Here is a 25,959-nt window from a genome sequence, read left to right on the forward strand (position 1 = left end):
GGATCCCTCAGGGCTCCGGCGGGGTCCGGCGGTACGGCGGTGGGCCCGGCGGGGCCGACACGGTGTGCGGTGGCCGGCCGTATGACAGGCTCGACAGCGGTCCGAACGGCCCGGAGAGATCGTCAACGACAACTTCTGTCCTTGTCTGACCGTTTTTGAGTGCTTACGGGATGTGACTCGGGCCACGTAGATTGGGCGTAACGCTCTTGCGAACAACGCGATGACCTAAGAGGTGACAGCCGCGGAGGGAATACGGACGCCATTCATGGCGCTGTCCATCTCCCCGGCCCGCGCCCGCGCCGTCGGCCCATCCCCAAGCCGGCGGTCGGCTCCAGTCCGTCCAGGACGGGGCCGGAAGCCGTTTTCCAACGTTCCGAGAGGTTGTTCGTGTCGGCCAGCACATCCCGTACGCTCCCGCCGGAGATCGCCGAGTCCGTCTCTGTCATGGCTCTTATTGAGCGGGGAAAGGCTGAGGGGCAGATCGCCGGCGACGATGTGCGTCGGGCCTTCGAAGCTGACCAGATTCCGGCCACTCAGTGGAAGAACGTACTGCGCAGCCTCAACCAGATCCTTGAGGAAGAGGGTGTGACGCTGATGGTCAGTGCCGCGGAGCCCAAGCGCACCCGTAAGAGCGTCGCAGCGAAGAGTCCGGCCAAGCGCACCGCCACCAAGACGGTCGCGGCGAAGACGGTGACCACCAGGAAGGCCACCGCCACGGCCGCCCCGGCCGTGGCGCCCGCCGCCGTCGCCGACGATCCGGCCGAGGAGGCGGCGCCCATGAAGAAGGCCGTCGCCAAGAAGGCCGCCCCCACCGCCAAGAAGGTGGCCGCGAAGAAGACCGCGACCGCCGCCGCCAAGAAGACGGTGGCCAAGAAGACCGCCGCCAAGAAGGACGACGTCGAGATCCTTGAGGACGAGGTCCTCGAGGAGGCGAAGGCGGGCGCCGAGGAGCCCGAGGGCGCCGAGAGCGCGGGCTTCGTCCTGTCCGACGAGGACGAGGACGACGCGCCGGCGCAGCAGGTCGCCGCGGCCGGTGCCACCGCCGACCCGGTCAAGGACTACCTCAAGCAGATCGGCAAGGTCCCCCTGCTCAACGCCGAGCAGGAGGTCGAGCTCGCCAAGCGCATCGAGGCCGGTCTGTTCGCCGAGGACAAGCTGGCCAACGCCGACAAGCTGGCCCCCAAGCTCAAGCGCGAGCTGGAGATCATCGCCGAGGACGGCCGCCGCGCCAAGAACCACCTCCTGGAGGCCAACCTCCGTCTGGTGGTCTCCCTGGCCAAGCGCTACACCGGCCGCGGCATGCTCTTCCTGGACCTCATCCAGGAGGGCAACCTCGGTCTGATCCGCGCGGTCGAGAAGTTCGACTACACCAAGGGCTACAAGTTCTCCACGTACGCCACCTGGTGGATCCGCCAGGCGATCACTCGCGCCATGGCCGACCAGGCCCGCACCATCCGTATCCCGGTGCACATGGTCGAGGTCATCAACAAGCTCGCGCGCGTGCAGCGCCAGATGCTCCAGGACCTGGGCCGCGAGCCCACCCCGGAGGAGCTGGCCAAGGAACTCGACATGACCCCGGAGAAGGTCATCGAGGTCCAGAAGTACGGCCGTGAGCCCATCTCCCTGCACACCCCGCTGGGTGAGGACGGCGACAGCGAGTTCGGTGACCTCATCGAGGACTCCGAGGCCGTCGTTCCCGCCGACGCCGTCAGCTTCACCCTCCTCCAGGAGCAGCTGCACTCGGTGCTGGACACTCTGTCCGAGCGCGAGGCCGGCGTCGTCTCCATGCGGTTCGGTCTCACCGACGGTCAGCCGAAGACCCTCGACGAGATCGGCAAGGTCTACGGCGTCACGCGTGAGCGCATCCGCCAGATCGAGTCCAAGACCATGTCGAAGCTGCGCCACCCGTCGCGTTCCCAGGTGCTGCGCGACTACCTCGACTAGGTCGTCCTCGCACGGCGTCGAAGGCCCGGCCCCCCTCGCGGGGGCCGGGCCTTCGTGCTGCGGGCCGCGGCGCGCTGGATGACTCTGGGTGTCCCAGTCCCACCCAGAGTGAGGAGCGTGCATGTGCCGTTCTGTTGCCCCGGCCCTGATCCGGCCGCTGATCCTGACGGCCGTGGCCACCGTCATACCGCTGGCCACCACGCCTCCCGCCGTCGCCGACAGCGTCGTGGTCGGCGGCTTCTCCGTCGACGTCTCCCAGGCCCCGTGGACGGTCGCGCTGTCCAGCCGTGACCGGTTCGGGGGTACCCGGGCCGGTCAGTTCTGCGGCGGAGTGGCGATCGCCCGGACCATGGTGCTGACCGCCGCCCACTGCCTGGCCGACGAGGTCATCGGTGGACAGTCCGACCCGGTCCGCGACCTCAAGGTCATCGCGGGCCGTACGGATCTGCTCGCGGCGCGGGGCCAGGAGATCCCCGTGACCGCCGCCCGGGTCAATCCGGGCTACGACCCCGACGCCAACACCGGTGACTTCGCCGTCCTCACCCTTGCCGAGCCCCTGCCCGGCGACGCGGTCATCACGATGGCCCCCGAGGGCGACACCGCCTACGCACCGGGCACCACCGCCCTGGTCTCGGGGTGGGGGGACATCACGGGCGAAGGCGACTACGCGCGCCGGCTGCACGCGGCGCGGCTCCATGTGCTGCCCGACGAGACCTGCGAGCGGGCTTATCCCGGCGGCGCCGACGGCGCCTACCGGGCGGACTCGATGGTGTGCGCGGGCGAGACCCGCGGCGGTCCGGACGCATGCCAGGGCGACAGCGGAGGGCCGCTGGTCGCCGACGGGAAGCTGATCGGACTCGTGTCGTGGGGGAGCGGCTGTGGCCGGCCGGGGAGTCCTGGCGTCTACACGCGCGCCTCGGAGGCTGTACGGGCGCTCGGCCCCGGCGGTGCCCTCAGCGGCTCACGCGGGCCTCACAAGCGCTCCTGAGGGCCTCTGTGCGGATATGACGAGGGCGGCCGCTCCCCGGGGAGCGGCCGCCCTTAACCCGGCCTGTGCCGGGGTTAGCTCGTCGTGGATTGCGAGAGGTCAGCGCTCATCTTCGGAAGCGGTGGCCGGAGCGGAGGTCAGCCGCTCCGTCTCGTCCTGTATCTCAGCGGCGATCTTCTTGAGTTCCGGCTCGAACTTGCGACCATGGTGGGCGCAGAAGAGCAGTTCTCCGCCGCTGAGCAGTACGACGCGCAGGTATGCCTGGGCGCCGCAGCGGTCGCAGCGATCGGCGGCCGTCAGGTGGCTCGCGGGGGTCAGAACAGTAGTCACGTCGCCTCTTCTCTAGCTCGACGAGCTGTCGTACCAGGGTCAACATCCAACCAGCCCGAAAACGTTCCCGCTCGGGGCTTCTCCTCGAAAAAAAATCTTTCGAGGTGGCCGTCTGCTGCCGGTTGGCGGCGAATGTGCCGTATTGCGTCGTCTTGGGTGCTTACGGGTTCGCGCGGATCATCGGTCTCATCCTCCCGGCCGGGTTGCCGGTTGTTTGTGAGGACGTGCCCGGAGCCTAAATGGTTCATGCCCCGAAGGGAACGTGATATGTACTTCACTCCATCGAGGGATCGAACACGTATACGACCTTGGACTAGTGTGAGTCCATGACGAGGGTGGCGTTACAACGGCTCTACCAGGCCTCGGTACCCTCTGAGCGGCGACCGAAGCCGGCCCTTACCCAAAAGGGGCCCCATTGAAATTCAGCGAGGAGCGAACCGCGTGACCGCCGATACGTCCGTGCCGTCCACTGCGCTGCTGGCAGGAGCAGACCGGGACGGCTCCAACTACACCGCGCGGCACCTTCTCGTCCTTGAGGGCCTCGAAGCCGTGCGCAAGCGTCCCGGCATGTACATCGGCTCGACCGACAGCCGGGGCCTGATGCACTGCCTGTGGGAGATCATCGACAACGCCGTGGACGAGGCCCTCGGCGGCTACTGCGACCACATCGACGTCGTCCTTCACGACGACGGCTCCGTCGAGGTCCGGGACAACGGCCGTGGCATCCCTGTGGACGTCGAGCCCAAGACCGGCCTGTCCGGCGTCGAGGTCGTCATGACCAAGCTGCACGCCGGCGGCAAGTTCGGCGGCGGCTCCTACGCGGCCTCCGGCGGTCTGCACGGCGTCGGCGCCTCCGTGGTCAACGCCCTCTCCGCGCGCCTCGACGTCGAGGTCGACCGTGGGGGCCATGTGCACGCCATCAGCTTCCGCCGCGGCGTGCCGGGGGCCTTCACCGGTGCCGGCCCGGACGGCAAGTTCGAGGCCGCGAGCGGGCTGCGCAAGACGAAGAGGGTGCCCAAGACCCGCAGCGGCACGCGCGTGCGCTACTGGGCCGACCGGCAGATCTTCCTCAAGGACGCCAAGCTCTCCCTGGACACGCTCCACCAGCGTGCCCGCCAGACCGCGTTCCTGGTGCCCGGCCTGACCATCGTCGTCCGTGACGAGTACGGCCTCGGCGAGGGCGGCAGCAAGGGCGAGGAGTCGTTCCGCTTCGACGGCGGCATCAGCGAGTTCTGCGAGTACCTGGCCACCGACAAGCCGGTCTGCGACGTCCTCCGCTTCTCCGGGCAGGGCACCTTCAAGGAGACCGTCCCGGTCCTCGACGAACACGGCCAGATGACCCCCACCGAGGTCACCCGCGAACTCGGCGTCGACGTGGCGCTGCGCTGGGGCACCGGTTACGACCAGAACCTCAGGTCCTTCGTCAACATCATCGCCACGCCCAAGGGCGGCACCCACGTGGCCGGCTTCGAGCAGGCCATCCGCGAGACTCTCAACGAGGCGCTGCGTGCCAAGAAACTGCTGCGCGTCGCCGAGGACGACATCGTCAAGGACGACGCCCTGGAGGGCCTCACCGCGGTCGTCACCGTGCGGCTCGCCGAGCCGCAGTTCGAGGGTCAGACCAAGGAGGTTCTCGGTACCTCGGCGGCGCGCCGGATCGTGAACAACGTGGTCTCCAAGGAACTGAAGGCCTTCCTCACCTCCGCCAAGCGCGACGCCGCCGCCCAGGCCCGCGTGGTCCTGGAAAAGGTGGTCGCCGCCGCGCGGACCCGCATCGCGGCCCGTCAGCACAAGGACGCGCAGCGCCGCAAGACGGCCCTGGAGTCCTCGTCCCTGCCCGCCAAGCTCGCCGACTGCCGCAGCGACGACGTCGAGCGCAGCGAGCTGTTCATCGTCGAGGGCGACTCCGCGCTCGGTACCGCGAAGCTCGCCCGGAACTCCGAGTTCCAGGCGCTGCTGCCGATCCGCGGCAAGATCCTCAACGTCCAGCGGTCCTCGGTGACGGACATGCTGAAGAACGCCGAGTGCGGGGCGATCATCCAGGTCATAGGGGCGGGCTCAGGCCGCACCTTCGACATCGAGGCCGCTCGCTACGGCAAGATCATCATGATGACCGACGCCGACGTCGACGGGTCCCACATCCGCTGCCTGCTGCTGACGCTGTTCCAGCGGTACATGCGGCCCATGGTCGAGGCCGGCCGGGTCTTCGCCGCGGTCCCGCCGCTGCACCGGATCGAGATCGTCCAGCCCAAGAAGGGCCAGGACAAGTACGTGTACACGTACTCGGACCGCGAGCTGCGCGACAAGCTGATGGAGTTCCAGAGCAAGGGCATCCGGTACAAGGACTCCATCCAGCGCTACAAGGGTCTCGGCGAGATGGACGCCGACCAGCTGGCGGAGACGACGATGGACCCGCGCCATCGCACCCTGCGCCGCATCAACCTCTCCGACCTCGATGCGGCCGAACAGGTCTTCGACCTTCTGATGGGCAACGACGTGGCCCCCCGCAAGGAGTTCATCTCCAGCTCGGCGGCGACGCTGGACCGGTCACGGATCGACGCGTAGCCGCACTGCTCGGCTTCGGCCGAGCAGTGCGGCCGGCAGGCCGGGCTGCGGTGGGCGGGCGGCTGGTGGACAGGGCAGGGCCGGGGTAGGCAGGCCGGGCGGCGGAGGGTGTGCGCCGTCAGGCCGGTCCTGCCTGCCGGTCCGCCGGGCGTGTGGCTCCGTCGGATGCCCGGTCAGCCGCCGCTCGATCGTTTCCGCGGGATACCTCCTGATCTTCCCGCGCGGGGTACCCGTTCGGCGAGATGCCGGCCGGGCCTGCGGTCGGCCGTGTGGTGCGAGGTGCCTGCCGGTGGCCACAGGGGTGCCGACCGGTCGTTTCGCGAGGTGCTGCCCGTCGGCCTCGGCCGGTAGGTGTCCGCAGGTGTCCGCCGGTTTGCCCAGGTGGGATGCCGAGCGGCCGTTCTGCGAGATGCCATGCCCGCCTTCGGCTCGCCCGCGGCCTGTCGGCTCGCCCGCGGTCTGTCGGCTCGCCCGCGGTCTGTCGGCTCGTCGGCTCGGTGGTGGCCCGCGCCGTCCCGTTGGTGGGAGTCCACCCGGGGGTGGAGAGATCGCGCTCGCTGGAATCCACCCGTGATCCACCCCCGCTCCGATCTGCTGGCCTGCGCGTTTCCGTAGCGTCGAAGGCGTCGGGTGCTCCCGCTCCCGGCACCGCCCCTTCCCGCTCACGGAGGCTCTGATGTCCGGGCTCGTCAACGCGTTGCTGATCGTGGCCGTCGTCGTCGTGGTGATCGCACGGCAGTTCCGCGCCCGCCCGATCAGCACAGGCCGGCGCTGGTGGCTGGGGCCCGTGATCCTCGCGGTTCTCGCGCTGCGCGAGCCCGGCATACTCGACGCCCACCACCGCACCGCGTCCGCCCTCCTGCTCGCCACCGAGATGCTGGTGGGACTCGTGATGGGCGCCGCGTGGGCCTGGACCACCCGGGTGTGGACGGAAGCCGACGGTGTCGTGTGGACCCGGAGCACCAAGGCGAGCGGGCTCGTCTGGTTCGCCGGCATAGCCGTGCGTGTCGGTCTCTACGCCGTCGGAGCCGTCATCGGCGTCCATCAGGACAGCGCGGCCCTCATGCTCGGACTGGCGCTCACCCTGCTGGTCCGCGCCGGCATCCTCGGCTGGCGTGCCCAGTTGCTTCCCTCCGCCGCACCCGCGAGCGGCTCCACCCGCGCGTACGGTGACGGCATGGCCCGGGTCACCAGGAAGGAAGGCGTGTGACGGAGAACGCCTGGACACGCTGGCCCTCGCGAGAAGCGCTGAGCCGGGAGGGGATCTCCCGAGCCCGGCGCTCCCTCGCCTGGGGCGTGAGACTGCTCGTCCTCACCCTGCTGCTGTGGAGCGCCTTCAACCAGTCGCACGTCCACGGCTGGGGCGTGGCCGCGGCGGTGGCGGGGGTCGTCGTGACCGCCGTGGTCTCCTGGGGGTTCTTCCGGACCACCTACGCCCACCGGCTCGTGCCCTCCCTGCTGCTCATCACTGTCCTCCTGGCCCTCGCGGTCGTGGCGGAGACCACGGGCTTCCGGGGACCGGCCCTCGTGATCTGGTGCGGTTGCGGGGTCACCGCCCTGGAGCGGCTGCCGGTCGCGATCGCCCTGCCCGTCGCTTCGGTGGCCCTGGCCTCGTACTCCGCGTTCAACAACGACGTATGGCTGACCACCGCGGCCACGGTCGTCGGCCTGGCTCTCGCCGGTTACGTCATGAGACTCGACTCCGAGGCCCGGGGCCACGCACAGCGGCTGCTCGCCCAGGAGCGCGCCGCGAGAGCGGCCGAGGCCGAGTCGGCGGCGCTGGCGGAGCGGGCCAGGATCGCCAGGGAGATCCATGACGTGCTGGCCCACAGTCTCTCCGCCCAGCTGGTGCACCTGGAGGCCGCGCGGCTGCTGATCGAGCGTGGGGCCGACCGGGAGCAGATCCTCGAACGGGTGGTGGCCGCCCGCGGAATGGCCCGCGACGGGCTCGCCGAGACCCGCCAGGCCCTGTCCGCCCTGCGCGGCGAGCTCACTCCGCTGGAGGACTTCCTGACCGCACTCGTCGGTTCGACCGACGGCGCCGAGGTCACTGTCACAGGTGCACGTCGTGCCCTGTCCGCCGAGGCGTCGCAGACCGTACGACGCGTCGCCCAGGAGGCGTTGACGAACGTCCGCAAACACGCCCGCGGTGCCAAGGTCCAGGTACGGCTGGACTACAGCGATCACGAAGTGATGCTGAAGGTGAGGGACTCGGGCGGTCGTCCTGGCGAACTCACCGGCGCCGGCAGCGGGTACGGTCTGCTGGGTATGCGGGAGCGGGCCGAGTTGCTGGGCGGGTCGCTGCAGGCAGGGCGGGACGATGAGGGGTTCGAGGTGAGGTTGAGGGTGCCCGTATGACGGAGGGTGAGAAGAAGCCCGCGCGGGTCGTGGTCGCCGACGACCAGACAGTGGTCAGGGAGGGCATCGTGATGCTCCTCGGGCTGCTGCCCGGCGTGGAGGTCGTCGGAGCGGCCGGGGACGGGGAGGAGGCGGTCCGGCTGGTCGCCGAACTGGCCCCGGACGTGGTGCTGATGGACCTGAGGATGCCGCGCTGCGACGGGGTGGAGGCGACCCGGCGGATCCGGTCGGAGTACCCCGGGACCCAGGTCGTGGTGCTGACCACGTTCGCGGACGACGAGTCGCTGTTCCCGGCGCTGCGGGCCGGTGCCCGTGGTTACCTGACCAAGGACGCCGGCGGCGACGAGATCGTCAGAGCCGTGGAGAGCGTGCTCTCGGGGGATGCGGGACTGTCGCCGAGCATCCAGCGGAGGCTGCTGGAGCGGCTGTCGCAGTCCGAACCGGCGCCCGTGGCCCCGGAGGCGCCGGACGGGCTCACCGCGCGGGAGACCGAGGTCCTGGTGCTGATCGCCGAGGGGTTCAGCAACCAGGAGATCGCCCGGAGACTGCACGTCTCCACCGCGACCGTGAAGACGCATATCAACAACCTGTTCGCCAAGACGGGGCTCAAGGACCGGGCCCAGGCGGTGCGTTACGCGTACGGGAAGGGACTGGTGCGGCTACCAGCGGATTGAGTCACCTGATGGGGTGAAGAGCCAGGGGAAGAAGAGTCGGGGATGTTCCCGATCTGTCCATCCTTGGGCATGCAGTCAAGCAACGGGCGTCACCGCGATGGCGGGGACGGCACCGAGAGTTCGGCCGGGCGGTACGAGGACCAGGGCGAGTACGGCGCGGCCTCCGGAGAAGTCAGGTACGAGGACCCCTGGTACGACGCGCTGGCCTCGGGCTGGGGCGAACCGGACGGCACCGGGGGGCCGGCTCCCGCGGTACCGGGCGCGCGAACCGAGTGGGAGGGTGCGGGCGTTCGCGCCCGTGACGTGTATCTGGAGGTACAGCGCAGCGCGGCCTTCCAGGAGGTGCGCAGCCGGTACCGGAGATTCGTGGTGCCGGGGGTCGCCGTCTTCCTCACCTGGTACGTGGGATATGTGGTGACGGCTACGACGGCGCCGGAACTGATGGCGCGGCCCGTCGCCGGAGCGGTGAACGTGGCGATGGTCGCGGGGCTCGGGCAGTTCCTCACCACGTTCCTGCTCACCTGGGCCTACGCCCGGCACGCGCGGCTGCGCAGGGACCGTGCCGCGCTGGAGCTGCGCTGGGACACCCAGGAGCTGACCAGGGGCGCCCGGGGTGGTGCGGCATGACGATCCATCATCAGACGCTGGCACTGCTGTTGTTCAGCGCGTTCGTCGCCGTGACGCTGGGGATCACGACGTGGGTGAGCCGGAGGCGGCACGGTTCGCCGGAGGAGTTCTACGCCGGCGGTCGGCTCTTCTCGCCGATGGAGAATGGTTTTGCCATCGCGGGCGACTACATGTCGGCGGCCTCCTTCCTCGGGGTGACCGGGCTCATCGCGCTCTTCGGCTACGACGGGCTGCTGTATGTGGTCGGCTTCCTGGTGGCGTGGCTGGTCGTGCTGTTCCTGGTGGCCGAGCTGGTGCGCAACTGCGGGCGGTTCACGCTGGCCGACGTGATCGCGGCGCGGATGAGCGAGCGGCCGGTGCGGATCGCGGTGGGAACGTCCTCGGTCACCGTGTCCGTTCTCTATTTGGTGGCGCAGATGGTGGGGGCGGGCAGCCTGGTCGCGCTGCTGCTCGGGCGGACCGGCGAGGCGGCGCAGGCGTGGATGGTCATCGGGGTCGGCGCGCTGATGGTGATCTATGTGTCGTTGGGAGGCATGCGGGCCACGACATGGATCCAGATCGTGAAGGCGGTCCTGCTGCTGAGCGGGACGGTGGCGCTGACCGTGCTGGTGCTGGTGCGTTTCCACGGCGACATCGACCGGCTGCTGCTCACGGCCGCCGAGCACAGTGGGCACGGGAAGGCGTTCCTGGTGCCGGGGCTCAAATACGGCGGGAGCTGGAGCGCGCGGCTGGACTTCGTCAGCCTGGGGCTGGCACTGGTGCTGGGCACGGCGGGCCTGCCGCACATCCTGTCCCGCTTCTACACGGTGCCGACCGCGCGGGCGGCGCGGCGTTCGACGGTCTGGTCGATCGGGCTGATCGGGAGCTTCTACCTGATGACGATCGTGCTCGGCTTCGGGGCGGCGGCCCTGGTCGGGCCGGACGCGGTGCGGGCGTCGAACGGGAACACAGCGGTTCCGCTGCTGGCGCTCGACCTGGGCGGCGGCGCGGGCTCCACCGTCGGAACGGTTCTGTTCGCGGTGGTCGCCGCCGTCGCCTTCGCGACGATCCTCGCCGTGGTCGCCGGGATCACCCTCGCCTCTTCGGCGTCCGTCGCCCATGACCTGTACGCCACGTTGCGCAGGCCGCACGCCAGGCAGCGCAGCGAGGTCGCGGTGGCGCGCGTGGCGGCGGTCGGTATCGGTGCCTTGGCGATCGCCCTCGGCCTGCTGGCCCGTGACATGAACGTCGCCTTCCTGGTGGGGCTCGCCTTCGCGGTGGCGGCCTCGGCGAACCTGCCGGTGCTGCTCTACTCCCTGTTCTGGCGGAACTTCACGACCCGCGGCGCGGTGTGGGCCGTATACGGCGGGCTCGTGCCCGCGCTGGGGCTGGTCGTGCTGTCCCCGGTGGTGTCCGGGAGCCCGGGCGCGCTGTTCCCGGGCGTGGACTTCCAGTACTTCCCGTTGCAGAACCCGGGGATCGTCTCCATCCCGCTCGGCTTCCTGGCCGGCTGGCTCGGCACGGTCACCTCGGACGAGGCCCCGGACGAGGCCAGGCACGCGGAGACCGAGGTGCGGTCGCTGACAGGGGCGGGGGCCGTCTAGGGCATCCCGGAAGAGCTACGGCGCCACCCAGGCGTAGCGGTGTTCCGGGCGGCCCGTGTCGCCGTACTTCAGGGAGAGGCGGAGGCGGCCGGCCTGTTCCAGGTGGCGGAGGTAGCGCTGGGCGGTGGAGCGGCTGAGGCCGGTCTCGGCGGCGACCTCGTGGGCGGAGAGCGGATGGGCGGCGCGGTGCAGGACGCCGCAGATGAGGTCTGTCGTGGGCTCGGAGTGACCGCTGGGCAGGCCGGGGGCGGACGGCGCCGGTGAGGTGCGCAGGGCGCCGAAGATCCGGTCGACCTGCTCCTGGCCCGTCAGCCCCCGGCCGCCGACCCGGTCGACGGTACGGCGCAGGGCCGCGTAGGAGTCCAGGCGGGCGCGCAGGGCGGCGAAGGTGAACGGCTTGACCAGGTAGTGCAGGGCGCCCAGGCGCATCGCCCGCTGGACGGTCGTCACATCGCTGGCCGCCGTGATCATGATGACGTCGGTGCCGTGGCCCTGTTCCCGCATCTGATGGACGAGTTCGAGGCCGGTCTGGTCCGGCAGGTAGTGGTCAAGCAGGACCAGGTCGATGGTGCCGCGGCTCACGGCGGCCAGCGCCTGGGCAGCGCTGTGCGCGCGGGCGGCCACCCGGAAGCCGGGAACCTTCCCCACGTACTTGGCGTTTATCTCAGCGACACGGAAGTCGTCGTCGACCACCAGGACGTCAATCATCAGGCCTCTCCTTCAAGGCCGGCGAGCGTTAAGCCCGTGTTTCGGCTCCGCAGTTGTAGCGCGAGCAAAAAGAGCACAACAGGTGCTTGCGAGCAAAAGAACGGCTTGCGCCCACAAGACTGCTGCCGTGGTGCGGGCCACACCTACCGTCCCGGCCCATGAGCACAGACACCAGCCCCGCCATCGAGCTACGGGGCGCGAGCAAGATCTTTAAGACCCCGTCGGGGGGTCTGCACACGGCCGTCCGGGACCTCGACCTCATCGTGGGGCGCGGCGAGTTCGTGGCCGTCGTAGGGCCGACGGGGTGCGGCAAGTCCACCACACTGACCCTGGTCAGCGGGTTGGAGGAGCCCAGTGAGGGCGAGGTGCTGGTGGCCGGTGAGCCGGTCGCGGGCGTCGGCGACAAGGTCGGTTTCGTCTTCCAGCAGGACGCCACCTTCCCCTGGCGGACCGTGCTCTCCAACGTGATGGCCGGCCCCCGCTTCCGCGGGGTGCCCAAGGCGGAGGCCAAGGAGAAGGCTCGCGCCTGGCTGGCCAAGGTCGGGCTCGCCGCCTTCGAGGACCGCTACCCGCACCAGCTCTCCGGCGGTCAGCGCAAGCGTGTGGCGCTCGCCGCGACCTTCGTCAACGACCCCGAGATCCTGCTCATGGACGAGCCGTTCTCCGCGCTCGACGTGCAGACCCGGGCCCTGATGTCGGACGAGCTCCTTGAGCTGTGGGAGGGCACGGGCGCCTCGGTCGTCTTCGTCACCCACGACCTGGAGGAGTCCATCGCGCTGGCCGACAAGGTCGTCGTCATGACCGCCGGGCCCGCGACCGTGAAGCAGGTCTTCGAGATCGACCTGCCCCGCCCCCGCAAGGTGGAGTCGGTGCGTCTGGAGCCGCGGTTCATCGAGATCTACCGCGAGATCTGGGAGTCCCTCGGCGAAGAGGTCCGCATCACCCGGGAGAGGGGTGCCGCTCATGTCGCCTGACACCCTCAGCACACCGGTCGTCGAGACGGCCAGGACCGCGCCGGACCGCGCCCGGTCGCGGGCCCAGGCCGCCCGCAGACGCAAGGCGATCGTGTTCGCCGTGCGCGTCCTGCTCCTGGTGGCCGTCCTCGGCCTGTGGGAGGTCCTGTCCCGTGCCAAGGTCATCGACCCGTTCAACTTCTCGATGCCGTCGAAGATCTGGGACCAGATCTGGACCTGGGTGACCCATGGCACCGCGCTCGGCCCCCTGGGCGAGCAGATCTGGTACACGCTCTACGAGGCGCTGCTCGGCTGGGTCATCGGTGTCATCGCCGGTGTGGTCTTCGGTATCGCGCTGGGACGGATCGGCTTCCTCGCCGATGTCCTTGGTCCGTACATCAAGGTGCTCAACTCGATCCCCAGGATCGTGCTCGCACCGATCTTCGTGATCTGGTTCGGGCTCGGCGCGTCCTCCAAGGTCGCCTCGGCCGTCGTGCTGGTGTTCTTCCCGGTGTTCTTCAACGCCTTCCAGGGTGCCCGTGAGGTCGACCGCAACCTGGTCGCCAACGCGCGGATCCTCGGCGCGAGCGACCGCAGGGTGACCCTCCAGGTCGTCATCCCGTCGGCCACCTCGTGGATCTTCACCAGCCTCCACGTCAGCTTCGGCTTCGCCCTCATCGGCGCCATCGTCGGCGAGTACATCGGCGCCACCAAGGGCATCGGCCTGCTCGTCGCTCAGTCGCAGGGCACCTTCAACGCGGCCGGTGTGTATGCCGCGATGACCATCCTCGCCGTCGTCGCGCTCGCCGCCGAAGGACTTCTCACCTTCGCCGAGCGCCGCATCTTCCGGTGGAAGCCGTCGGGTTCCGACAGCTGAGCCCGTCCCCTCCTCTCCACCCCGCACCGCCTCTCACAAGGACGTGAACCTCATGCGCAAGTCCGCCAGATACGGCACCCTGGCCGTCGCCGGCCTGCTCGCCCTCTCCTCCCTCACCGCCTGCGCCAACGACGCGGCCGGCACGGCCTCCACCGGCTCCGGAAAGGGCACGAAGGTCAAGATCATGGTCGGTGGCCTGGACAAGGTCATCTACCTGCCCGCGATGCTCACCCAGCGGCTCGGCTACTTCGACGCCGAGGGCCTGAACGTGGAACTGCTGACCGAGCCGGCCGGTGTGCAGGCCGAGACGGCGCTCGTCGCCGGACAGGTCCAGGGAACGGTCGGCTTCTACGACCACACGCTGGACCTCCAGACCAAGGGCAAGGCGGTGGAGTCCGTCGTGCAGTTCTCGCGCGCTCCCGGCGAGGTGGAGGTCGTCTCCACCAAGGCGGCCGGTGACATCACCTCGCCCAAGGACTTCAAGGGCAAGAAGCTGGGCATCACCAGCCTCGGGTCGTCGACCGACTTCCTCACCAAGTACCTCGCCGTCAAGAACGGCGTGAAGGTCAGCGACTTCTCCCCGGTCGCCGTCGGCGCCGGCGCGACCTTCATCTCGGCGCTCCAGCAGGGCTCCATCGACGGCGGCATGACCACCGACCCGACCGTCGCGACGATCCTGGACAAGAAGGCGGGCAAGGTCCTGGTCGACATGCGGACGCCGGAAGGGTCCCAGAAGGCGCTCGGCGGGCCGTACCCGTCGTCGAGTCTGTACATGCAGACGGACTGGGTCAACGGCCACAAGGACACCGTTCAGAAGTTGGTCAACGCGTTCGTCAAGACGCTCAAGTGGATGTCCACGCACAGCGCCGCCGAGATCGCGGCGAAGATGCCCGCCGACTACGCCCAGGGCGACAAGGCTCTCTACACACAGTCCATCAAGAGCACCCTGCCGATGTTCACCGAGGACGGGGTCATGCCCGAGAACGGTCCGGAGACCGTGGAGAAGGTGCTCAAGGCGTTCAACACGAACATCCAGAACGCCGATGTCGACCTCAGCAAGACGTACACCACGGAGTTCGTCGAGGCCGCCAAGTAACACGCCTCTCTCAGCCGCGGGCCGCCCACACGTAACGGTGTTCGGGGCGGCCCGCGTCGCCGTACTTGAGGGTCAGCCGGGCCCGTCCCGTGCGCTCCAGGAGCTTCAGATACCGCTGGGCGGTCTGGCGGCTCACCCCCGTCCGCTCGGCGATCTCCTGGGCCGACAGCGGGCCGTCGGCGCGCATCAGACACTGGCGCACCAGCTCGGCGGTGGTGGGAGAGTGCCCTTTCGGCAGCCCCGGCGCGGACGGCGCGGACGGTACGGACAGCGCGCCGAAGATGCGGTCCACCTCGGCCTGTTCCGCCTCGCCGCCGCCGTCCAGGGTGCGCCGCAGCCGCGCGTACGCCTCCAGCTTGGCGCGCAGCCCCGCGAACGCGAACGGCTTGACCAGGTACTGCAGAGCGCCCTGCCGCATCGCCGCCTGCACGGTCGACACGTCCCGGGCCGCCGTCACCATGATCACGTCGGTCTGGTGGCCGCGCCGGCGCATCTCCTGGAGCACCGCGAGGCCGGTGTCGTCGGGCAGGTAGTGGTCCATCAGGACCAGGTCGAGGCGGGGCAGGGTCTCCAACCGGCGCAGCGCCTGCGCCGCGTTGTGGGCCTCGCCGGCCACATGGAAGCCGGGCACCTTCTCGACGTAGGCGGCGTTGACCCGGGCGACCCGGGTGTCGTCGTCCACGACCAGGACCTCGATCATCGGGCCTCCTCGTCGGCCGGTGCGAGCGCCGGTTCCAGCTCCAGCTCCGGTGCGGTCAGTGCCTCGGGGAGGACGACCGTGAACTGGGCGCCCCCGCCCTCCGGTTCCTCCACGGTCGCGCTGCCGCCCTGCCGTTCGGCGAGCCGGCGCACCAGAGGGAGCCCGATGCCGCGCTTGCCGTGTGCGGGCGGTTTCTTGGTGGACCAGCCCTCCGTGAAGACCAGTTCCCGCTGTGCCGCCGGGATCCCGGGCCCGGTGTCCCGCACCCTGAGGACGATCGCCCGGCCCTGCGCGCACAACTCGACCTCCACGCGTGCGTGCGGCGTACCGGCGACCGCGTCCAGCGCGTTGTCCACCAGGTTGCCCACGACCGTGACCAGACCCCTGGGGTCGATCAGCCGGTCCGGCAGCCAGGTGCGGTCGGAGACCCACAGGGCGACGCCGCGCTCGGCCGCGACGGTCGCCTTGCCGACCAGCAGGGCGGCCAGCAGCGGGTCCTGGATCTTCTCCGTGACCTGCTCGGCGGTGACCCGGTGGTCGCCGACCACCTCGCCGACGAACTCGACCGCGTCGTCGTACATCTCCAGTTCCAGCAGCCCGAGCAGGGTGTGCATACGGTTGGCGTGCTCGTGGTCCTGGGCGCGCAGGGCGTCGATCAGACCGCGCGTGGAGTCGAGTTCACGGCCGAGCTGTTCCAGTTCGGTGCGGTCGCGCAGGGTGGCGACGGCGCCGCCGTCGTCCGTGGGCATGCGGTTGGCGACCAGAACCCGCTGGCCGCGCACGGTGAGCAGATCCGTGCCGGTCACCCGGCCGGCCAGCACATCGGTCGTACGGCCCGCGCCGAGCGCCTCGTCGGGGGACCGGCCGACGGACTCGTCACCGATGCCCAGGAGCCTTCTCGCCTCGTCGTTGAGGAGCCGGATGCGGCCGCCGCGGTCGAGGGCGACGACGCCCTCCCGGATGCCGTGCAGCATCGCCTCGCGCTCCGCGAGCAGCGCCGAGATGTCGGAGAACGCCAGGTCGCGGGTCTGGCGCTGGACCCTTCGGGAGACCAGCCAGGCGGCGAGCGCGCCGGCCGCGAGGGCACCGCCGGCGTAGGCGAACAGCCCGGGGATCGTGCTGAGCAGCCGCGCCCGCACGCTGTCGTAGGCGATGCCGACCGAGACCGCCCCGATGATCCGGTGCTTCGAGTCGTACAGCGGCACCTTGCCGCGCGCGGAGCGGCCCAGGGTGCCGTTGTCGATCTGCATGACCTCCTTGCCGGCCAGCGCCTCGCTGGGGTCGGTCGAGACATGCCCACCGATCTCCGAGAGGGTGGTGTGCGACCAGCGCACGCCCCGCCGGTCCATCACCACGATGTACTCGGCGCGGGTGGCCGTGCGGATCCTCTCGGCCTCCTTCTGCACCGGCCCGGTCGTGCTGGGCCGGGTCGTCAGTACGCCCTCGGCGATCTGCGGGTCCTGGGCGGTGGTCTCGGCGATCGCCAGCGCCCTGCGCATCGCCTCCTGGTCCAACTGCTTGCTCAGGGGCGCCAGGAAGAGCCCGGTCGCGAGCACCGCGACCCCCGCGGCGATCGCCAGCTGCATCAACAGGACCTGCGAGAACACCTTCCGGGGCAGCCGGGGGCGTAGACGGCGCACAGGGGGCGTGGGGCTCATACCGCGACGGTACGTGCGCGGGTGCGCGGGGCTTAAGGGGGTGTGGCGTGGATCTCTTGACCAGTTCGGAGGACCCTGGGAAACCCGAGGAGCCGAGGAACCCGAAACTCCGGGTCAGCTCGCCAGGGCCGTCGCCGTCCGCAGCTCCCGCAGCGAGACCACGTCCATCCGGGCCGGCGACCCCAGCACCGACACCCCGCAGCTCTCCGGGCGCGGCGGCAGCGAGGCGCCCTGGGCCACGCAGACCCGCCAGCGGCGGCCGTCGGTGTGGGCGACGGTGACGTCCCAGCGCGGGGCCGCGCCCTCGGTCCGTACGACGCTCAGCACGCCCGCGGTGTACTCGCCCACCGCTTCCCGCACAGCCAGTTCGGCTGCCTGACCGGGCCGTTCCCAGGCGGAGCAGCCGCGGCAGCCGTCCAGCACCACACGGCCCTGCTGGATGCCGTGCAGGACGTCCTTGACGGCATGAGCCTCGGCGCGGCCGTACGTGTAGCCGTAGGGCAGGACGAGCACCGTCGGCGAGAAGCGATGACCACCCAGATGGGTGACCTCCCAGGTGCCCGGGGTCCCGGACGCCGCCAGTTCGGCGGCGAGCGGGCGGCCCAGCAGGGCACAGCAGCGGTCCCGCTTGCCGTTGGTGCAGACGAGCGCGAGCGGGCCGCCCCGGTGCGGCCGGCCGTCGAGCGCCACGCCGAACGAGCGGGGGTCGCCCGCGCCGAGCGCGGCGAAGTCGAGACCGAGCAGCCGGTGCGGGTCACGGGTGGTGGCGCTGTACAGCCAGACGTTCCCGGGAACCGTGTGGGCGACGTACACCTGCCGTACGGCGGGGGTGCCGGGGTCGGCATGGCGGCCGGGGCGGCGGATCAGGGCGATCCGTACGCCGGTCCCCTTGGCGGCGGTCTCCAGGGCGCGGCCCAGCACGGGGTCCAGATGGCTCGAAGTGAGCGCCTTGGGACCCCACGGGCCGGGTTGTTCCAGGAGCAGCCACGTCGTCGCGGTGGCGGCGGTACCGGAAACAGGCTCGTCGAGCATCCGGGAGACGGTTGCGCACCTACTCACAGAGGTGAGCCTAACCTGACTTTGCCCGGGGTGACTGCCGGCCTCGCCCGTTCGCCTCTCCGAAGGGGTGGTCGAAGGGGTTACTCCGGCAGGGGCTGCGGCGGTTTCGGGCCGACGTAGTGGCCGCTGGGACGCATGCGCAGCGGGCGTTCGCCGTACTCCTCCAGGGCGTGGGCGATCCAGCCCGCCGTACGGGCGACGGCGAAGACGGTCTCGCCCGCGGTGGCGGGCATGCCGCAGGAGGCCGTGAACACGGCGAGCGCCAGGTCGACGTTGGCGTGCAGCGGAGTGTGCCGGGCGGTCGTGGCGACGATGTCCCGGGCCGCGAGCAGGGCGGGCTCCGCGTGGGGGACCTCCTCCAGCAGCGCGAACAGGACCCGCGCGCGTGGGTCCTCGCCCTGGTAGAGGCGGTGGCCGAGACCGGGGATACGGCGGCCGGCGCGCAGCTCGTCCGCGATCACCGTGCCGGCGCTGCCCTGGTCGAGGACGTCGAGCAGCATCCGGTGGGCGAGGCCGCTGGAAGCGCCGTGCAGGGGGCCCTCGAGCACGCCGAGCCCGGCCGACACGGCCGCGTACGCGTGGGCGCGCGCGGAGGCGGCGACCCGGACCGCGAGGGTGGAGGCGGCCAGGTCGTGGTCGACGAGCAGCGCGAGCGCGGTGTCCAGGAAGCGCAGCGCGGCGTCGCCGGGTTCGATGCCGGTCAGCCCGTCCCACAGGCGGTGGGCCAGCGGGCCGTCGTCGTGCCCCCGTCGGCGCCGCCCGGGGAGGGCGGCGACGAGCGTGGGGATCAGCACGCGCGAGGCGCCGAGGACGGACTCCTCGGACAGGTCGAAGCGCAGTGGGTCCTCGGCGGCCGCGGCGATCGTGGCGACCCGTAGCCGGTCGGTGGGCGAGGTGTGCTCGGGCAGCGCGTCGACGGCCCGGCGGGCGACCGCGACGGTGGCCGGCGGCGCGGTGAAGGTCACGCCCCGGGTCATGCGGCCCGTCCACAGCCACTCGGCCACCTCCTCGTAGGAGTGGTGTGCGGCGAGTTCGGTGGCGTCGACACCCCGGAAGAAGTACCGGTCCTTGTCGATCAGGGTGATCCGGGTGCGCACCGACAGATCACCGCCGGAGCCGGGACCCCCGGCGGCCTCCCGCCGGTTGCGCCGGGCGAGCGACTCCACCTCCCGGGCGTCGAAGGTGCTGGCGCGGCCTCCTGGCTCGCGTCTGCTGCTGAGCTGGCCCCGGCTCACGTAGGCGTACACGGTCTCGGGCTTCACACCGAGCAGCTCGGCGGTCTCCTTGGTGCTCAGCCGCCGCGCGGGACTTCCGGGAGCGGGGTGTTGATCGCGCATGGGCGTCACGGTAGCCGCTGCGACATGGATTGACCCGATCAATGTTGATGCAGGCTGCCCTGTGCATGGACCGACGGGTCAATGCTTGCGGTGGACGGGCGGGGCGACGCCCACGGCGGCGGCGCCCGGTCTGCGGTCGCTTTCGCAGGCGGTGCCGCGCCGGTGGATCCTCCCGTCCCGGCCGTCGGCGACGGCAGCGGGCGCCGGGACCATAAGCTCACTGCATGACCGACCACACCCGTACCCTCTCCCTGGTCCTGAGCCTGATCAGGAGCGGAACGGCCGTGACCAGGCCCGACCTCGGCCGGCAGACCGGGCTGGGCCGGACGGTCATCACGCAGCGGGTGGACCACGCGATCCGCCTCGGCCTGGTGGCCGAGGGCGAGCCGGCCCCCTCCACCGGCGGGCGGCCCTCCCGCATCCTGCGGATCGCGTCCGGCCGCGGTGTCGTCCTCGGCGCGGTGTTCGGCGCCACCCATCTGCACGCCGCGGTGACCGGTCTCGACGGGACCGTGCTCGCGGACCGGCGGGTGCCATGGGACATCGAGTCGGGCCCGGAGGCGTCCCTGGCCACCCTGGTCGAGGTGGCGGGGCTGCTGCTCAGCCCGGAGCTGCGCGAACGCCTGTGGGGGGTGTGCGTGGGCGTCCCCGGGCCGGTCGACTTCGCGCGCGGCACGCCGGTGCGGCCGCCCATCATGGCCGGCTGGCACGGCTTTCCGCTCCGGGACCGGCTCGAAGCCCACTACGACGTGCCGGCCTGGGTCGACAACGACGCCAACCTGATGGCGCTGGGCGCCTGGAGCCGGACCCGGGCGGCCGCCGGTGACAACATCCTGCTCGTCAAGGCGAGCACCGGAATCGGACTGGGCCTGATGTCCAGGGGGCGGCTGCACCGGGGAGCGCGTGGCGCGGCCGGTGACCTCGGGCACACCATCGTCGCCGAGGAGTCCCGCCACCGGTGCCGGTGCGGCAAGTTCGGGTGCCTCGAAGCGTTCGCGGGCGGCTGGGCCCTCACCCGTGACGCACGCGCCGCGGCCCTGGAGGGGCGAAGCCCTTTCCTGGCCGCGCGCCTGGAGAGTCCGGAGCACCGGGACGCGCCGCTGGCCGTCACCGACGTGCTCGACGGCTGCCGGGCCGGCGACCGGGTCAGCACCGAGCTCGTCAGCAGGGCGGGTGAGCTGGTCGGCGGGCAGTTGGCGACGCTCGTCAGTGTCTTCAACCCGTCGACGGTCTATCTCGCCGGCGTGCTGGCGCAGGCGGGCGACGTGTTCCGGGACCCCGTCGCGGAGGTGGTGGCCAGACGGTCGCTGCCGCTGGCCACCGACGAACTCGTCATCGCCCAGGTCCCCCCCGACCGCTGCGAGGGAGTCGTCGGAGCGGCGGCGCTGGCCATCGACGAGCTGTTGCACCCGGAACTGCTCGACCAGTGGATCCCGCACGGCAACCCCCGCGGGATCCGCGCACGCACCGGCGAGTTCACCGACCCGCTCTGTCTCGACCTGCCGCTGGCGGGGGCCCGGTAGCAGCTTCGCGGGTCGCGGCCGCCGAGGACGCGACCGGCTCGCCGTCCCGGGGCCGATGCACGGGCGCCGCTCCCGGCAGCGCGGCCGGCAGGCTGACCGCGCCCACTCCGCGGACCAGCGCGCCGATCGCGCCCGGGGTGCCGACGCGGGCGTGGAGCGATGCGGAGGTGGAAGCCGTACCACTCACTCGATGAGGCTGCCGCCGCAGCCGGCCACGGCGATGCGGCCGCACCGGTGCGGCGGGTCGGCACGGAGCACACCTCCTTGACCGGACCTGGCCGGGCGCATCCGGTGACGGTCAGTTGTTCCGCGGTACGGACAGCCGACGGGTGCGGGCGGTCGGCGCCTACGCGGAGCGGATCGCTCACCCGGCCGCCGGGACGTCGACCCAGCCGCCGCCGCGCGCCGAGTCGACGACCGCCTGGGCGATCTCGGCCGCGCGCAGCCCGTCGGCGAAGGACGGCATCCCGGTGACCTGTGCGCCGCCGATCGCGGCATAGGCGTCGGCGACGAAGTCGGCGAAGGCCTCGTAGTAGCCCTGCGGATGCCCGGACGGCAGGCGGGCCGCCCGCCCGGTGGGCGCCCCGGACCGGTTCGGGTCGCGCAGCAGCACCTCGTTGGAGTCCCGGCCGCCGATCCACAGCGACTCCGGGGTCTCCTGGCGGAACGCGTAGCTGGCGTCCGGCCCGTCGAAGGAGAACGACAGCGCGTTCTTGTACCCCGCGGAGACCTGGCTGACCACCACCGATCCGATCGCGCCGGCGTCGGTTTCGAGGAGTACGACCGCGCCGTCCTCGGTCTCGACGGGGCGTGGGGTGCCGTCCGCCGCCGGCCGGGCCGCCACCGCGCGGGCGAAGGACGCGTTCACCCGGGTGATCCGCTGTCCGGTCACGAACTCGGCGAGATCGCACCAGTGGACGCCGATGTCCCCGAACGCGCGCGTCGCCCCGCCGTCCGCCGGGTCGACCCGCCAGTTGGTGGCCTCCGTGTCGGCGAGCCAGTCCTGCAGATAGCTGCCGTGGATCAGCCACGGGGGCCGGTGCCCCGGCCGCCGGACACGGTCGCGTGCCTCACGCACGGACGCGTAGTACCGGTACACGAAGGGCACGGCGGTGACCAGCCCGCGCTCGGCCGCCAGGGCGGTGAGTTCGCGCGCGGTCGCGGCATCGGTGGCCAGCGGTTTCTCACAGACGACCGGGACACCGGCGGCGAGGGCCGCACGGCAGAACCCGGCGTGCGTGGCGTTGGGCGTGCACACGTGCAGCACGTCCACCCCGTGCCGCAGCAGGTCCTCGACCGAGTCGAAACCGCGGCCCGCCCCGAACTCCGCGGCGGCGCGGCGGCCCTTGCCGGGCGTCGACCCGACCACGCCGACCACCTCACCGCCCGCCACGAGCGCGGACCGGGTGTGCACGGCCCCCATGAAGCCGGTACCGATGACACCGACGCGCATGACACGCACCTCTTCTCTCCTATGGGGGAGCTAACGCGTGAGCAGATCGAAAAAGCGGGAAGCGATGACTACCGCGAGGGCGACTTTTGCTCACCGTAAGCTAAAGTGTCCGGAACGCCAAGGAGGCCGCACATGAACCAGAGCCAGGCACAGAGCCAGGAACCGGCCCGGCAGCCGGTCACCCTCTTCACCGGTCAGTGGGCGGATCTGCCGTTCGAGGAGGTGGCGCGACTGGCGAGCGGGTGGGGGTACGACGGGCTGGAGATCGCGGCCTCCGGCGACCACCTGGACCTGGCCCGCGCCGAGACGGACCCCGACTACCTGCCCCACCGGCAGGCGATTCTGGAGCGCTACGGACTGAAGGTCTGGGCGATCTCCCACCATCTCGGCGGACAGGCCGTGTGCGACGACCCGATCGACTTCCGGCACCAGGCGATCCTGCGGCCGGAGGTCTGGGGCGACGGCGACCCGGAGGGTGTCCGGCAGCGCGCCGCCGAGGACATGAAGCGCGCCGCCCGTGTCGCCCGCAGGCTCGGCGCCGACACCGTCGTCGGGTTCACCGGATCCAAGATCTGGAAGTACGTGGCGATGTTCCCGCCGGTCTCCCAGGCGGTGATCGACGAGGGCTACGAGGACTTCGCGCGCCGCTGGAACCCGATCCTCGACGTCTTCGACGCCGAGGGCGTGCGCTTCGCCCACGAGGTCCACCCGTCCGAGATCGCCTACGACTACTGGACCAGCGAGCGCACCCTCGAAGCGATCGGCCGCCGTCCGGCCTTCGGCTTCAACTGGGACCCCTCGCACATGATCTGGCAGGGCGTCGACCCCGTCGGCTTCATCACGGACTTCGCCGATCGCATCTACCACGTCGACTGCAAGGACACCCGCCTGCGGCCGCCGTCGGGACGCGCCGGGATCCTCGGCTCGCACCTGCCCTGGGGCGACCCGCGCCGGCGCTGGGACTTCGTCTCCGTCGGTCACGGCGACATGCCCTGGGAGGACGCCTTCCGCGCCCTGGCCGCCATCGGCTACGACGGCCCCGTCTCGGTGGAGTGGGAGGACGCGGGCATGGACCGGCTGCACGGCGCGGCGGAGGCCGTCGGCCGGATCCGCTCCGCCCTGTGGCCGCTGCCGAAGGCCGCGTTCGACTCGGCGTTCAGCAACCAGTGACCCCGGCCGGTCGCCCCCGCCCGGGGTCGGCCGCGGGCACCTGGTGCGGGGCCGGCGTTGCAGGTCTCGCCGGAGACGGACGAGCCGATAAGGGCGACCGGGGCGACCAGGGGGACCGGTGCGACCAGGGCGACGAGCGACTCGCGGCCGTTGACCGGCCGTACCGCGGCCACGCCGCTCGCGCCGCTCGTCCCGGACCTCGGCGGATCCGGTAAGCGGAGCTGAAGCCGGGGGCAAGCCGAGCTTGCTGTTCCGATGGCGGCGCCGCTGCCAGGCTCGGTTCATGACGACGATTCAGGACGAAATTCCCGGCCCGCGCGGCCGCCGGTCCCAACCCTGCGCGGACACGGTGCGGGTCGCCGCCCGGGTCGTGACGCACACCGCGACCGCCGTGGTGGTCGTGGCGCTGGGCGTGGCGGCGGCCGCCGGGTGGAGAACCCCCGTGGCCCTCGACGGCTGGACCGTGGCCGCGGCGGCGGGTGCGGTCGGCCTGATCGCCGGGCTGCTGCGCGCCGTCCTCGGTTTCTGCCTGCCCACCGCCTGGGGGCACGAAGCCCTGTTCGGCTCGCTGATCAGCGCCGTCCTCCTCTGGGCCTTCGCGGCGACTTTCGCGTTCTGCCTGAGCTACTTCTTCCACGCCCACGCGCTCGACCGGCACGCCACCCTCAAGGTCACGGCGACCGTCTCGCACTGTGTGAACCGAGGCGACGCCGGCAATCTGTGCACCTACCGCTGGCTCGCCGGCGACCACGCCTACAGCTCCCAGGACAGCGCGGTCCGAGCCTGGCCGGACGGACACCGCGTCACCGTTCGCATCGACCCGGCCCACCCCGACCGCCCGGCCCAGGTCACCCGCAGCTACTGGGCGCTGTGGATCGGCGTCGCGGTCGGTGCTTTCGGCACCCCCCTCGCCGCCCTGATGGCGTGGAGCACGGAATCGGGCCTGGACGGGTAGTGATGCGGTTCGACTGGAAGAATGGGCACGACCGGGTGGTGGACGCCGCGGTGAGTGGGGGCGGAGTGCAGCTCGATCCGAAACGCTTGCTGATCCTGCGTCACATCGCCGACAGCGGCGGCGTGGCCGCTGCCGCCCGTGCGCTCGGGCACACGGCGTCGGCGGTGTCGCAGCAGTTGCAGCGACTGGAGCGGGAGGCCGGCGTGCCGCTGGTCGACCGCAGCGGCGGCCGGACCGAACTGACCGCGGCCGGACGGCTGCTGGCGGAGCACGGCGGCCGTGTCGGCGACGTACTGGCCGACGCCGCCCGCGAACTGCGGGTCCTGACCGGCCGCGCGTCAGGCCCGGTCACCATCGGGGTGCCCGGCCCGGCCATCACCCACTTCGCCACCACCACGCTCTGCCTCCTCGCCGAAAGCCACCCCGCGATCACCCCCCGGCTCGTCGAGACGGGCCGCCAGGACGGACTGCGAGCGCTGCGGCTGGGTGAGTTCGACGTCCTGGTGATCGAGGACGACAGCGAGGCCCCGACCCCGCTCCCGCCGGGCGTCACCGCGCGGGTGATGTTGCAGGACGAGTACCGCTTGGTGCTGCCGGACGGCTGGGAGACACCCGGCGGCCCGGCCGAGCTGACCGGGCGACCGTGGATCGGCGCCCCCGGGGGCTCACCGCGTGACCTGGCGTTCCAGCGCCTCGCCGCAGCGCACGGCATCGCACCGTCGGTGCAGCACGTCGCCGCCTACCGGTTCGCCGTCTACAGCATGCTCGCCGCCCGACTCGGCCCGGCGATCCTGCCGGCGCATGCCGCCGAACAGATCACCCACGGCGGAATCACCGCCCTGCCCGTCCCGGGCCGCTACCTGGTCCGCTCACTGCGTCGCAGCGGCGCCAACGCACCGGTCCCCGCGGCCGAGGCCGCGGTGGAGGCCCTGCAAACCGCACTGCTGTACACCGCCGAGTCACTCGCCTCCCGCGGCCTGACCGCCGGCGAGCCCCATGTCTCCAGCAACCTGCGCGACCCGAGCGCCTGAAACCCCGTCCTTCCGGGGCTCCCACCGGGTTCGAGTGGAGGTTCCGCGGGTCTCCGGTCTCGTATGCTCCGGGAGATCGCCCAGGACTTCGGCGGCCCCCGCGCCAGGTTCGCCGTGGAGGTCGAACGGCACGTCGAGCGTATCTCGCCGAACTGAAACCCGGCCGCGAACTCCCCACCGACGTCGAGTACTACGCCGGCGCGGTCAGGGAACTGCCCGGTCTGCCCCGCGAGATGTTCACCCCCACCTTCGCGGCGGCCCCGGGCCATCGTCTGGAGCGCCGACATCCTGGAACCGGCGACGGGGACTCGAAGACCATCCGCCCGGTGGCCCGGTGGCCCGGTGGCCCGGTGGCCCGGTGGCCCGGTGG

22 protein-coding genes and 1 pseudogene are annotated in these 25,959 nt (G+C 71.3%); 16 read left to right on the forward strand and 7 right to left on the reverse strand.

Annotated elements, in window-relative coordinates:
• The first annotated feature begins 387 nt into the window (after positions 1 to 387).
• Positions 388 to 1,944 (forward strand): RNA polymerase sigma factor, encoded by a 1,557-nt coding sequence (locus AB0P24_RS28670; RefSeq protein ID WP_365798917.1) that lies wholly within the window; start codon positions 388 to 390, stop codon positions 1,942 to 1,944.
• 121 nt (positions 1,945 to 2,065) lie between these two features.
• Positions 2,066 to 2,932 carry a serine protease gene (locus AB0P24_RS28675; protein ID WP_365798919.1) on the forward strand — a complete coding sequence of 289 codons (867 nt, stop codon included), beginning with the start codon at positions 2,066 to 2,068 and terminating at the stop codon, positions 2,930 to 2,932.
• Positions 2,933 to 3,031: 99 nt separating this feature from the next.
• On the opposite strand, the gene AB0P24_RS28680 is transcribed toward AB0P24_RS28675, so the two are convergent.
• Positions 3,032 to 3,262, reverse strand: a complete 231-nt coding sequence (locus AB0P24_RS28680) for a hypothetical protein (protein WP_181803130.1) — start codon at positions 3,260 to 3,262, stop codon at positions 3,032 to 3,034.
• A gap of 441 nt (positions 3,263 to 3,703) precedes the next feature.
• Here AB0P24_RS28680 and AB0P24_RS28685 point away from each other — a divergent pair, with 441 nt between their 5' ends.
• The 6 genes from AB0P24_RS28685 (at position 3,704) to AB0P24_RS28710 (ending at position 11,069) form a co-directional block, all read left to right on the forward strand.
• Positions 3,704 to 5,827: a DNA topoisomerase IV subunit B gene (locus AB0P24_RS28685; RefSeq protein ID WP_365798921.1), complete on the forward strand. Its 2,124-nt coding sequence runs from the start codon at positions 3,704 to 3,706 to the stop codon at positions 5,825 to 5,827.
• Positions 5,828 to 6,503: 676 nt separating this feature from the next.
• Positions 6,504 to 7,037 carry a DUF1453 domain-containing protein gene (locus AB0P24_RS28690; protein WP_365798923.1) on the forward strand — a complete coding sequence of 178 codons (534 nt, stop codon included), beginning with the start codon at positions 6,504 to 6,506 and terminating at the stop codon, positions 7,035 to 7,037.
• Positions 7,034 to 8,185, forward strand: a complete 1,152-nt coding sequence (locus AB0P24_RS28695) for a histidine kinase (protein ID WP_365798925.1) — start codon at positions 7,034 to 7,036, stop codon at positions 8,183 to 8,185. Before AB0P24_RS28690 ends, AB0P24_RS28695 begins: the two co-directional genes overlap by 4 nt.
• A complete protein-coding gene (locus AB0P24_RS28700) occupies positions 8,182 to 8,859 on the forward strand; it encodes a response regulator transcription factor (protein ID WP_365798927.1) in 678 nt (225 codons plus the stop codon). Before AB0P24_RS28695 ends, AB0P24_RS28700 begins: the two co-directional genes overlap by 4 nt.
• Positions 8,860 to 8,928: 69 nt before the next feature.
• Positions 8,929 to 9,486: a DUF485 domain-containing protein gene (locus tag AB0P24_RS28705; RefSeq protein ID WP_365798929.1), complete on the forward strand. Its 558-nt coding sequence runs from the start codon at positions 8,929 to 8,931 to the stop codon at positions 9,484 to 9,486.
• Entirely contained in the window at positions 9,483 to 11,069 is a 1,587-nt protein-coding gene (locus AB0P24_RS28710) for a cation acetate symporter (RefSeq protein WP_365798931.1), read from the forward strand. Before AB0P24_RS28705 ends, AB0P24_RS28710 begins: the two co-directional genes overlap by 4 nt.
• A gap of 15 nt (positions 11,070 to 11,084) precedes the next feature.
• Here the strand turns inward: AB0P24_RS28710 and AB0P24_RS28715 are convergent, their stop codons facing one another.
• On the reverse strand, positions 11,085 to 11,777 hold the full coding sequence (locus tag AB0P24_RS28715) for a response regulator (protein WP_365798933.1): 693 nt from the start codon (positions 11,775 to 11,777) through the stop codon (positions 11,085 to 11,087).
• A 158-nt stretch (positions 11,778 to 11,935) separates the two neighbouring features.
• Here AB0P24_RS28715 and AB0P24_RS28720 point away from each other — a divergent pair, with 158 nt between their 5' ends.
• From AB0P24_RS28720 to AB0P24_RS28730, 3 genes are read left to right on the forward strand one after another with little or no spacing between them, the layout of a single operon-like run.
• The gene (locus AB0P24_RS28720) at positions 11,936 to 12,751 is read left to right on the forward strand and encodes an ABC transporter ATP-binding protein (protein WP_365798935.1); all 816 of its coding nucleotides are present in this window, start codon (positions 11,936 to 11,938) and stop codon (positions 12,749 to 12,751) included.
• Positions 12,741 to 13,607: an ABC transporter permease gene (locus tag AB0P24_RS28725; protein ID WP_365798937.1), complete on the forward strand. Its 867-nt coding sequence runs from the start codon at positions 12,741 to 12,743 to the stop codon at positions 13,605 to 13,607. Before AB0P24_RS28720 ends, AB0P24_RS28725 begins: the two co-directional genes overlap by 11 nt.
• A gap of 52 nt (positions 13,608 to 13,659) precedes the next feature.
• Positions 13,660 to 14,703, forward strand: a complete 1,044-nt coding sequence (locus AB0P24_RS28730; RefSeq protein WP_365798939.1) for an ABC transporter substrate-binding protein — start codon at positions 13,660 to 13,662, stop codon at positions 14,701 to 14,703.
• Between the two features lie 10 nt (positions 14,704 to 14,713).
• On the opposite strand, the gene AB0P24_RS28735 is transcribed toward AB0P24_RS28730, so the two are convergent.
• The 4 genes from AB0P24_RS28735 to AB0P24_RS28750 form a co-directional block, all read right to left on the reverse strand.
• Positions 14,714 to 15,403, reverse strand: coding sequence for a response regulator (locus tag AB0P24_RS28735; RefSeq protein WP_365798941.1), 690 nt, complete (start codon positions 15,401 to 15,403; stop codon positions 14,714 to 14,716).
• Positions 15,400 to 17,061: a sensor histidine kinase gene (locus AB0P24_RS28740; protein ID WP_365798943.1), complete on the reverse strand. Its 1,662-nt coding sequence runs from the start codon at positions 17,059 to 17,061 to the stop codon at positions 15,400 to 15,402. The genes AB0P24_RS28735 and AB0P24_RS28740 overlap by 4 nt, the downstream gene beginning before the upstream one ends.
• A 114-nt stretch (positions 17,062 to 17,175) precedes the next feature.
• Positions 17,176 to 18,120, reverse strand: coding sequence for a sucrase ferredoxin (locus AB0P24_RS28745; protein WP_365798945.1), 945 nt, complete (start codon positions 18,118 to 18,120; stop codon positions 17,176 to 17,178).
• 80 nt (positions 18,121 to 18,200) lie between these two features.
• Positions 18,201 to 19,457 carry a citrate synthase gene (locus tag AB0P24_RS28750; protein ID WP_365798947.1) on the reverse strand — a complete coding sequence of 419 codons (1,257 nt, stop codon included), beginning with the start codon at positions 19,455 to 19,457 and terminating at the stop codon, positions 18,201 to 18,203.
• Positions 19,458 to 19,681: 224 nt separating this feature from the next.
• On the opposite strand from AB0P24_RS28750, the gene AB0P24_RS28755 reads away from it, so the two are divergent.
• Entirely contained in the window at positions 19,682 to 20,980 is a 1,299-nt protein-coding gene (locus tag AB0P24_RS28755; RefSeq protein WP_365798949.1) for an ROK family protein, read from the forward strand.
• 364 nt (positions 20,981 to 21,344) lie between these two features.
• Here the strand turns inward: AB0P24_RS28755 and AB0P24_RS28760 are convergent, their stop codons facing one another.
• On the reverse strand, positions 21,345 to 22,433 hold the full coding sequence (locus tag AB0P24_RS28760; protein WP_365798952.1) for a Gfo/Idh/MocA family oxidoreductase: 1,089 nt from the start codon (positions 22,431 to 22,433) through the stop codon (positions 21,345 to 21,347).
• Between the two features lie 132 nt (positions 22,434 to 22,565).
• Here AB0P24_RS28760 and AB0P24_RS28765 point away from each other — a divergent pair, with 132 nt between their 5' ends.
• The 4 genes and pseudogenes from AB0P24_RS28765 to AB0P24_RS28780 all read left to right on the forward strand — a co-directional run.
• Complete coding sequence (locus AB0P24_RS28765) at positions 22,566 to 23,603, forward strand: sugar phosphate isomerase/epimerase family protein (RefSeq protein ID WP_365798954.1); 1,038 nt, start codon at positions 22,566 to 22,568, stop codon at positions 23,601 to 23,603.
• Positions 23,604 to 23,886: 283 nt separating this feature from the next.
• On the forward strand, positions 23,887 to 24,558 hold the full coding sequence (locus AB0P24_RS28770) for a hypothetical protein (RefSeq protein WP_365798956.1): 672 nt from the start codon (positions 23,887 to 23,889) through the stop codon (positions 24,556 to 24,558).
• Positions 24,559 to 24,644: 86 nt separating this feature from the next.
• Positions 24,645 to 25,589 (forward strand): LysR family transcriptional regulator, encoded by a 945-nt coding sequence (locus AB0P24_RS28775; RefSeq protein ID WP_365798958.1) that lies wholly within the window; start codon positions 24,645 to 24,647, stop codon positions 25,587 to 25,589.
• 54 nt (positions 25,590 to 25,643) lie between these two features.
• Positions 25,644 to 25,959 (forward strand): annotated as a pseudogene (locus AB0P24_RS28780) (citrate/2-methylcitrate synthase); the annotation flags it as partial.

Source organism: Streptomyces sp. NPDC086519, from assembly GCF_040686075.1.
GTDB classification, from domain to species: Bacteria; Actinomycetota; Actinomycetes; order Streptomycetales; family Streptomycetaceae; genus Streptomyces; species Streptomyces shenzhenensis.